The organism is Acinetobacter tandoii (genome assembly GCF_008867985.1).
Lineage (GTDB): Bacteria > Pseudomonadota > Gammaproteobacteria > Pseudomonadales > Moraxellaceae > Acinetobacter > Acinetobacter tandoii.
In genome coordinates, this window is record NZ_VXLD01000013.1 from 66,723 (window position 1) to 75,945 (window position 9,223).

At 39.9% G+C, this 9,223-nt stretch carries 8 protein-coding genes; 2 read left to right on the plus strand and 6 right to left on the minus strand.

Annotated features, from left to right (window positions below; genetic code table 11):
* Positions 1-4 precede the first annotated feature (4 nt).
* The 4 genes from F4W09_RS14695 to F4W09_RS14710 are packed head-to-tail and all read right to left on the minus strand — an operon-like array spanning position 5 to position 3,730.
* Complete coding sequence (locus tag F4W09_RS14695; protein WP_151505189.1) at positions 5-1,048, minus strand: alpha/beta hydrolase; 1,044 nt, start codon at positions 1,046-1,048, stop codon at positions 5-7.
* Positions 1,048-2,169, minus strand: a complete 1,122-nt coding sequence (locus tag F4W09_RS14700) for a YdcF family protein (RefSeq protein ID WP_151505190.1) — start codon at positions 2,167-2,169, stop codon at positions 1,048-1,050. The genes F4W09_RS14695 and F4W09_RS14700 overlap by 1 nt, the downstream gene beginning before the upstream one ends.
* A 3-nt stretch (positions 2,170-2,172) precedes the next feature.
* Entirely contained in the window at positions 2,173-3,207 is a 1,035-nt protein-coding gene (murB, locus tag F4W09_RS14705) for a UDP-N-acetylmuramate dehydrogenase (RefSeq protein ID WP_151505191.1), read from the minus strand.
* Positions 3,208-3,220: 13 nt separating this feature from the next.
* Complete coding sequence (locus F4W09_RS14710) at positions 3,221-3,730, minus strand: low molecular weight protein-tyrosine-phosphatase (protein ID WP_151505192.1); 510 nt, start codon at positions 3,728-3,730, stop codon at positions 3,221-3,223.
* 120 nt (positions 3,731-3,850) lie between these two features.
* Here F4W09_RS14710 and F4W09_RS14715 point away from each other — a divergent pair, with 120 nt between their 5' ends.
* A complete protein-coding gene (locus F4W09_RS14715) occupies positions 3,851-5,011 on the plus strand; it encodes an iron-containing alcohol dehydrogenase (protein ID WP_151505193.1) in 1,161 nt (386 codons plus the stop codon).
* Between the two features lie 29 nt (positions 5,012-5,040).
* Complete coding sequence (locus F4W09_RS14720; RefSeq protein ID WP_151505199.1) at positions 5,041-5,496, plus strand: acyl-CoA thioesterase; 456 nt, start codon at positions 5,041-5,043, stop codon at positions 5,494-5,496.
* A gap of 3 nt (positions 5,497-5,499) precedes the next feature.
* On the opposite strand, the gene dnaX is transcribed toward F4W09_RS14720, so the two are convergent.
* Both dnaX and F4W09_RS14730 read right to left on the minus strand, forming a co-directional pair.
* Positions 5,500-7,602, minus strand: a complete 2,103-nt coding sequence (dnaX, locus tag F4W09_RS14725; protein WP_151505194.1) for a DNA polymerase III subunit gamma/tau — start codon at positions 7,600-7,602, stop codon at positions 5,500-5,502.
* A 323-nt stretch (positions 7,603-7,925) separates the two neighbouring features.
* The gene (locus F4W09_RS14730) at positions 7,926-9,185 is read right to left on the minus strand and encodes a serine hydrolase domain-containing protein (protein ID WP_151505195.1); all 1,260 of its coding nucleotides are present in this window, start codon (positions 9,183-9,185) and stop codon (positions 7,926-7,928) included.
* Positions 9,186-9,223 lie beyond the last annotated feature (38 nt).

Sequence of the window (9,223 nt, forward strand, 5' to 3'; positions counted from 1 at the left end):
AATTTTAATAATACTCGCCTGTACTATGCGCATGTAAAAAAGCAGGGATTAGCCCTGTTAAAGCGGCACGAATATCAGCTCGTTCATTAATTAATTGATGAGAACCTTCTTCCAACATCAACAAAGTCTGTAGTCGAAATTTTTGACGAATAAACTCAATGTTGTAGCGCCAGTCGACGGTTTGATCGAGTGCGCCTTGAGCCAACCAAACTGGGATACGACAAGAAGGTCGTTCTTCCATTTGCTGCATCCACTTCGACATTGCCAAAATCCAGTCCATACCCATCATACGAGGTTGCAAAGGATCTTTTAAACGAACAAAGCGTAAAAACTCAGGATTATGATTATTACGGCGGAAATGTCTCGGAACTTGACGCTTAATGCGACGAATAATGCCCAAACCGACAGAGTTGTGCCACCAAGCCGATTTTGCAGGTCGAATTAAAGGTGACAACAGTAACACACGCTCCACATAAGGATTTTCACGGCGCTCGGCAAACTCAAGTAAATGATGCATCAGGATTGCACCACCCGTACTTTGTCCAATTCCCAACCAAGGTTTAGGAAGCTGCGAAGCATTTTTCACATATTGATATACCGCATGTAGCACACGCTGATAATGATCAAAATCTTGAATACTTGCGGGTGAACCATCGCTTAATCCATGACCTGGAAGATCATACGTAAGCACACTAAAACCTTGTTCAAGCAGTTCACGGATAATTGGCTGATAAATTCCACTGTGCTCTAAATAGCCATGCAAAAGGAATACTGTTCCTTTTATTATAACCTTTCCTTCTGCATTCGCTTTAGGTTGAAACACTTGCACATGCAACTTAAACAAAGGCATTTGCACAAAACCTTGCCAATGCTCACAATCCAGCAGATGTAACCCATACAACTTACGATATGCTTGTAATTCTACAGATGGTGAAAAAGCATGATTCAAATTTAATGGACTTAAAACCTGTGGTGTCGTGTCCCGATTAGGTACAGGTAAATCTAATTGTTTCAGGATATTCGGATTTAAGAATGGAATTTCAGGCATTAAGGTACCTCTCGGCAATCACTAGAGCCGAATAACATGTCGCGAATAGTCGCTAACATTTCATAATTTGCACGGCGGCTATGATCATAGTTTTGTTGGCTAGGCTGCCAAGCTGTTAATTGCGTCGGCATAGGTGCTTCAATAGGTACAGTTTCAATTCCATTTAAAGCAAATAAACGGCGTGTTCTAGGCATATGATATTGATCAGTAATTAGAATCACGGTCGGTGCTCCCCCTTTCTTTTGTAATAATAGCGAGCTAAAGCGTGAATTTTCACACGTATTCATACTTCTATTTTCTAACAGCTTGGCATCTACACCGCGCTCTTTTAACCAAGTCTGCATAAAAGGTGCTTCTACACCACTAAGCACAATGGGTAAGCTATACTGCTTCTCGACTTCTAAAGTTTTCTCCAGTCTTAATTTTGTATAGTCATTCACGACAATATCTTTTCTATTTTTGTCCAAGGTTAAACCACCACCCAACACCACAATCGCATAAGGTTGTGATAAAGTCCCTTTAGGTGTTTCATTTTGTTCTTTAATTTGGGCAATATCTTTTTGAATTTGCTGTGCATCAACACTTTCAACTACAGGTTCGATTTTATGTGTCTGTAGAAAATCCAGATATTTTTCCATCAAGGCTTTATTTTCTTTACTATCTAACTCTAGTAAGTCTTTTACATTTTGAGTTGGATCTTCAGGTGCTGATGCGGCTTGCTTTGGATCTGCCAAAAGAGGAACTTGAGGACGTTCTTCCTCTTCGTTTTGTTCTTGCTGCTCTTTATTAATTAAATCTTGCAAGGCTTTATAACGTGCTTGAATTTGCGGTAAATTTTCAGAATTATTTTGCTGAATTTCTTGTTCCATCAATTTAAGATACGCTTGACGTGCAATCCATAAATTAGAGCCTGGTTCAAGATTCTCAGTTTCACTCAACGCTGCCATTTTTTGACTTTTCGCAGCAACTTCATTCACCTCTACAGGAACAAAGGTATTTAATGCTTTGACGACCAATTTTGAATAAAATGGCGAATAGATAAAAATCACCAGACAGCCTAAAAGTACAAAAAGCAAAGCTGCGATTTGTACAATACGAACCATCCAATGTGTTTTAGCCATTCATTATTCCACGTGTGATTGAATTAAACCAACTGCATTAAAAAGAACAGGTTCTGGCTCTAGACGAATATTGAATTTATTTAGCACATCTTGTTGAACTGCACGATAGGTTGCCTGAACATCCAATAAAGTAGCATCTTCATAATTCACCAAAACCAACGCCTGTTTTGCAAACATACCAACCATGCCCAAACGCTTACCTTTCCAACCCGCCTGATCAATTAACCAGCCTGCAGCAATTTTAATCTGACCGTTTGCTTGAGGGTAATGGGGCAATTGAGGGAATTTCGTATTTATTTGGTCAAAAGATTGTTCAGAGATCACAGGATTTTTAAAGAAACTGCCAGCATTCGGATATTCTTTCGGGTCTGGTAATTTACTTTGACGAATTTGAATAACCTGATTTTGTAGATTTTCTGCACTTAAGTCTTCGCCCACGGCTTGTTTTAAATCACCGTAGCTTAGCTTTAAATTTGCATGTTTAAGAAGCTGAAAAATCACTTGAGTGATGACATAACGCTCAGGTTGATCTTTAAAAATACTGTGTCGATAAGCAAATTGACAATCTGATGCAAGAATTTCAGTAAATTGCTGTGTAGTACGGTCATAAACCCGTACAGCCTGAATAAACTCACCGACTTCTACACCGTAAGCACCAATGTTTTGTACAGGTGATGCCCCGACTAAACCAGGAATTAGAGCTAAATTTTGCAGACCATATAAATGCTGTTCAGTCGTCCATAACACAAAATCATGCCAAACTTGACCCGCACCAACCGCGAGCGTCTTGGTCTGAGCATCTTCATTTAAAGTTTCAATCCCTTGAATATCCATATGGATAACCAAAGCATGAATATGCTCAGGTAAAAGCATATTGCTCCCACCAGATAGAATTAACACATTGAGCTGCTGCTGTTCTGCATAAGATAAGGCTTCCAACAACATATCTTCAGTTTCAATTTTTACATAGTGTGATGCAACCGAACCCAAATTTAAGGTATTAAAAGGCTGAAGTTGAACGTTATTTTGAATATGCATGCTAAAACCCGAACTAGCCTTTCAGCTGTTGTTGAAGTACCTGAACCCAAGCCAAACTACTTGATTCACATTGATCAAGTACACGCTCAAACCCATCATCGCCACCATAATAAGGGTCTGGCACCGCTTGTTGAAGGAATTTTTGATCATGCTGACTCATCAGGGCAATCTTTGCACGAAGCATCCGCTGCCCAAGAACTGATTGAGCCTGTTGCATTAAAATTTGAATATCATCTAAGTTCTCATAATCCATTGCCAAAATCAGATCAAACTCAACGAAGTCTTGAATCTTGAGCTGACGCGCACGTAAAGCGGATAAATCATACCCTCGTTTTCTGGCATGTTTTTGGCTTCTTAAATCAGGCGCCTTATTCGGATGATAATTGCTGGTTCCAGCAGAATCGACCTCAATATTTAGTTGATGTGCATCACAGTAATGTCTAAATACCACTTCTGCTGTGGGTGAACGGCAGATATTTCCAAGACAGACACATAACACCTTGTAGGGCGTTTGCGATGACATAAGCACCTCAATAGAACGTTTATTTTGCAATGTCTTATGTTAAGTTATTTGGAGGATGAATCCCACTAAAACTGTATAACAAAAACACGTAAATATTGATAAAGCATGAAGGAATTGCCAATGTATGACTTTCAGTTTCAAACTGTTTCCCGAATTATTTCAGGCCTCGGCTCAATTCAAGAACTCACAACGGTCTTGACTGAGCAAGGTGGTAAAAAAGTGTTGTTGGTGACAGATAACGGTATGCTACAACAGCAGTTACATCACCCTATTTTAGAAATTTTAGAACATCTGTCATTAGCACATGTGATTTATGCCGATGTCATTGCTGATCCGCCCGAACACGTTGTCAATTCAGCCGTAGAATTTGCAAAACAAGAAAAAATTGATACGGTGATTGGCTTTGGTGGAGGCAGCTCTTTAGATGTTGCAAAACTCATTGCAATTTTAGCCCATCCAGACCAGTCGCAAAAATTAGCTGAACTCTATGGAATCAACAACGCAAAATCTCCTCGATTACCTTTAATTCTCATTCCAACGACTGCGGGTACAGGCTCTGAAGTCACGCCAATTTCCATTGTGACTACAGGTGAAACCACTAAAATGGGCATTGTCTCACCTGTACTGTATGCTGATGTAGCCATTTTAGATGCAACTTTTACCCAAAATTTACCCGCGCATATTACGGCAGCAACAGGTATTGATGCCATGGTTCATGCCATCGAAGCATATACTTCAAAAATTAAAAAAAATCTGTATGCAGATATGTTAGCCAAACAAGCATTAAGACTACTCAATCAAAATTTAAAGCTGGTATTAGAAGATGGTTCGAATCTTCAAGCACGGCAAAATATGCTGAATGGTTCGATGTTTGCAGGTCAGGCATTTGCCAATGCCCCTGTAGGTGCAGTACATGCATTGGCCTATCCTTTGGGTGGACATTTTCACATTTCGCATGGCCACAGTAATGCCTTGGTTTTAACTGAAGTCTTGAAGTTTAATGCACCGAATGCCAAGCATTTATATGCAGAACTAATGACATGGATAGATCCTTATAGCAAAGGTTGCACTGATGGATTATGTGATTTATTTATTGATCATATGCAAAATCATTTAGACCGAAGTGGTTTGACTTTAAAGCTCAATGCACTGAATGTACCAAAGACTGCCCTTTCAACACTGGCACAGGATGCCATGTTACAAACCAGACTATTACAAAATAACCCGCGCGATCTAAACTTGAATGATGCTGAACAAATTTATCATGCAATTTACGCTTAATTCATCACTTAGCAAAGGACATGCAAAAAATGAAACCCCAAGCCAAACTTAGAGAAAACTATCCTTTTATTTTTCCCATACAAACACGTTGGTCAGACAATGATATTTACGGACATGTAAATAATGTCAATTATTATAGTTTCTTTGATAGCGCAGCGAATGCGCTGCTGATTAAAAAAGCTCATTTTGATATTCACCGCTCAACAATTATTGGCTTAGTGGTGAGTTCATCTTGTCAATTTTTACAAGAGCTTTGTTACCCCGAAGTGATTGAAGTCGGTGTGGCAATCAAACGTATGGGCAATAGTTCTTTAGAATATGACTTGGCCATCTTTAAAGCCAATCAAAATACAGCTGCGGCACAGGGACAGTTTATTCATGTTTTTGTAGATCGAGAGCAGCGCAAAAGTACACCGATTCCCATGAACATGCGTCAGGCTCTACAAGCTTTTATGCAAGTCGAGCCTCAACCTAAGCTCATCTAAGAGTTATTTCAATTGAATGTTATGTAATTCAGCATCAAAACTTTGGATTAAATCACGTACTACGGGTTCAGTTTGTAACAATTCCTCTGCCCGCTGATAAGCTTGCTCTTTGCGTTGATGCTGCAAAATATAAGGTGTAGTGTCTGTCACTGCACCATATTCAATTTTAAACTGAGTATTGGGCCACTGGTTTTTTAGCGCTTGCTCTAGTGAGTGTTGGGATTGACCCAATAATTGCTGATATTGTTCTGGGATATGAAAAACAGATTCTGCATCAATTTGCCCCGTCATTACACCATGTTGTGCCAACTCTTGTACAGCTGGTGATAATTCACTATGTCTGAACCAGAACTCCCACTTACCGAGCGTCCACTCACCTTCCAAAACTTGTTCTTGTACACGCAAAATATCTTGCGGCATAAGCTTTGCAGTTTCTGTATTCGATACAGTTGGGGCTGGCTGAGATTTAATTTCAGGCTCAGGTTGCTCAATAAGCGGCTGAACCGCTGAATGAGTTTCAACTTCATCAGCCGCTAAACTAAAGAGTGAGTCTTGTTCTGTGTCTACACTGGTAAAAATTGCATCGGCTGCTAATGACTCATTTTCATCAGATGGTTCGACTGGACGTTCTACTTTTTCTTCTACGGCAATTGGTGCAATTTCCTCAAATAAGAAGTCATCACTACTTGCTTCAGATGGAGCTTCGTATGATGTATCAGTGTCTTCATCAAGGTCGAATAAAACATCTTCACTCACAGGGTCAAACACGATTTGATCTGAATGACTCGCTAAATTGGCCGTTTCTTCAACCTGCTCTGGAATTTCTGGTAATGCAGACTGATCTTGTAGATTTGTCTCAACAGCAAAGTTTTCTACAAGTGGTGTAACTTCCGCTATCGCTTGGATTTGATCTTGCGGAGCTGCAACTACAGTATTGATATTTGTAACGACTTGTTCAGTAGCCAACACTGGTGCCGACTGAATTTGTGTAGCAGGAGTTGAAACCAAGACTTCATTTGGTTGCAAAGGTCTAAAGGCCAACAAACGCAATACGCACATTTCAAAACCTTGCTCTTGCGTCACTGCAAGTTGCAAATCTGCACGTCCTTTACATGCAATCTGATAATAAAGTTGTAAATCTTGATCTGCGATTAGCTGAGAAAGCTGGGAAATCTTTTGATTAATTTCCGCACTATATTTCAGGCTTAGATCAGGCAAATATTGCAGCAATGCTAATTCATGTAAAGTTGAAATCAGTTGATCTAAAACTAAAGAAACATCTAAAGCTTGCTGTCTAAATTGCAGCAACAATTGACTCACACGCGCTTTCTGATTTTGATGAATTGCCAACAATAAATCATAAATGATCGTGCGATCAATCAAGCCCAACATCTCTTTCACATCTTGATGTTGAATAGCACCTTGACCATAGGCAATCGCCTGGTCAGTTAAAGAGAGTGCGTCACGCAGTGAGCCTTGTGCAGACTCCGCGATTTGCCAGATTGCATCTTGCTGAGCTGGAATCTGTTCTTTTTCCAGAATTTTTGTCAAATGCTCAGTAATTTCATCGACCGCTAGAGGACGTAAGGTAAATTGTAAGCAACGCGAAATCACCGTAATTGGGAGTTTTTGCGGATCTGTGGTTGCAAATAGAAATTTCACATGCTCAGGCGGTTCTTCTAAGGTTTTAAGCAAAGCATTAAATGAATGTGTAGAAAGCATGTGTACTTCATCAATCAAGTACACTTTATAACGTCCCTGAGTTGGAGCATACGGTACGTTATCTAAAAGTTCTCGCGTATCTTCGACTTTGGTTCGTGACGCCGCATCAATTTCAATCAGGTCGATAAAACGACCTTCATTTACCGCTTTACACGTGGCACACACTTCACACGGCGTAGCTGTTACACCTGTTTCGCAGTTCAAGCATTTTGCCAAAATACGCGCAATTGTGGTTTTACCCACGCCACGTGTACCTGTAAATAAATACGCATGGTGTAAACGCCCACGTTCTAATGCACTACTCAGTGCACGCGAGACATGGTTTTGCCCCACCAATTCATTAAAATTACGGGGACGATATTTACGCGCAAGTACTTGATACATGTATGCTCCTTTTCACAGGTCTAAGCATACTGTTTTTTTGCGCAAGAGTGAATGAACAATCTCAAAGCGCGATGGTGATTGTGGAAATTAAACACGCTGTCGATACCTTAATCTTAAATTCAGTCGATGTGCACTTTAAATCAATCAGCAATTTGATCTTATTCACTCACATCTTTCACATAATTTAAACGACATTTTCTTTAAGTAACTTGAGTAGATTTTCCATATTTGACCACCTTTAAATATGGTTGAACCAAAGACAATGCCCATCGCACCTATCATTTATTAAGTATGCGAAGTCTCTATTATCCACTCTAAAAATCTTAAAACCAGCCTTTATGCCCTGTTAGAATTTTATCAGCACATCTTAAAGTTTCTTGCGTTAAGCCCCATAAACGATAGTCGCCAGTAATGGATGCCGTTGCAAAATTATGTGTGTAAGCAAAACTTAATTGGCGCTCTGGATCACACCAAGCACCTGAGCCATTAAAACCCAAGTGTCCGAAACCTTGTGGGACATGTTTGCCTAAAGTCAGGACACGGTGATACCCTAAACGCCAATGCATAGGAATCGGCATAATTCGATCACGATGCTGATATTGAATTTGCGACATGCGTTGAAATACTTCAGGTTTAATCAACTGTTGCTGTTGCCATATCCCCCCTTGTGCCAACATGGCATAAATTTTTGCCAAACTTTCAGCAGAGAAAACACCATTGGCAGCAGGAATTACAGCTTGTAGGCCTTGTTCACTAAAAAAACTAAAGTTCTTCATGCCTTTAGGAATCATCGCATCTTGGAAATCTTGCGGATTTTGACCAGACCATGCCGTAACACGATCCATTAAAGTCGTTTTCTTGGCTGTATTTTTTCTTTTTGAAGAATCAGAACTTGAGCTTTTAGAGTTCACTGTGAGGAATGGTCGTGCAACCCGATCAAGTTCTGATGTTGGCACACCAAAATAAGCATCTTGTATCTGAAGAGGTTGCAACAAATATTGTTGCATTAAATGAGATAAACTTTGCCCTGTGGCTTTTTCCAGAACACCGCCGACCAACCAGCCAAAAGTTAAAGGCTGATACGCTGCATCGTCACCTACAGCAAAGCGCGGTTTAGCCTCAGCAATCCGATTTAACATAAGTTCCCAATCGGCCATTTGCGCTGCATCTTGAACCAAATTTCGGATATCAAATAAGCCACTTTGGTGGCTTAAAATATCTGCCAAACGAATGTTGGATTTACCATTTTGTGCAAATTCAGGCCAATATTTTGCAATTGGTTGATCATAATCAAGTAAACCACGACTCACTAAAATATGAGCTAAGGTTGCCAAAACACCTTTGCCTGTTGAGTAACAGACTGACAAAGTATCCTTTTCCCATTGTTCTGTCGCTGATTTTTTTCCAATATAAATATCAACGACCTTTTGTCCTTGAAAATACACGCAAAGTGTAGCCCCACCTTGATGCATTCGCGGATGCTGTAAGCGACTGAACTGTTTCGCCAAATCTTCAAAATTTTCAGTGACATCACCATGATATTGATTTGGACTCGCTGATAAATATGCTTTTAGTTCTTTCATCTAACATCCTTATAATTTTTTAATTATTGATACATACA

What these genes read in the sequence shown, in the direction of transcription:
- murB (WP_151505191.1), bottom strand. Translation starts at nt 3,207, where the DNA reads ATGCATATTCAAAATAACGTTCAACTTCAGCCTTTTAATACCTTAAAT.
- F4W09_RS14695 (WP_151505189.1), bottom strand. Translation starts at nt 1,048, where the DNA reads ATGCCTGAAATTCCATTCTTAAATCCGAATATCCTGAAACAATTAGAT.
- F4W09_RS14720 (WP_151505199.1), top strand. Translation starts at nt 5,041, where the DNA reads ATGAAACCCCAAGCCAAACTTAGAGAAAACTATCCTTTTATTTTTCCC.
- F4W09_RS14700 (WP_151505190.1), bottom strand. Translation starts at nt 2,169, where the DNA reads ATGGCTAAAACACATTGGATGGTTCGTATTGTACAAATCGCAGCTTTG.
- F4W09_RS14730 (WP_151505195.1), bottom strand. Translation starts at nt 9,185, where the DNA reads ATGAAAGAACTAAAAGCATATTTATCAGCGAGTCCAAATCAATATCAT.
- F4W09_RS14715 (WP_151505193.1), top strand. Translation starts at nt 3,851, where the DNA reads ATGTATGACTTTCAGTTTCAAACTGTTTCCCGAATTATTTCAGGCCTC.
- dnaX (WP_151505194.1), bottom strand. Translation starts at nt 7,602, where the DNA reads ATGTATCAAGTACTTGCGCGTAAATATCGTCCCCGTAATTTTAATGAA.
- F4W09_RS14710 (WP_151505192.1), bottom strand. Translation starts at nt 3,730, where the DNA reads ATGTCATCGCAAACGCCCTACAAGGTGTTATGTGTCTGTCTTGGAAAT.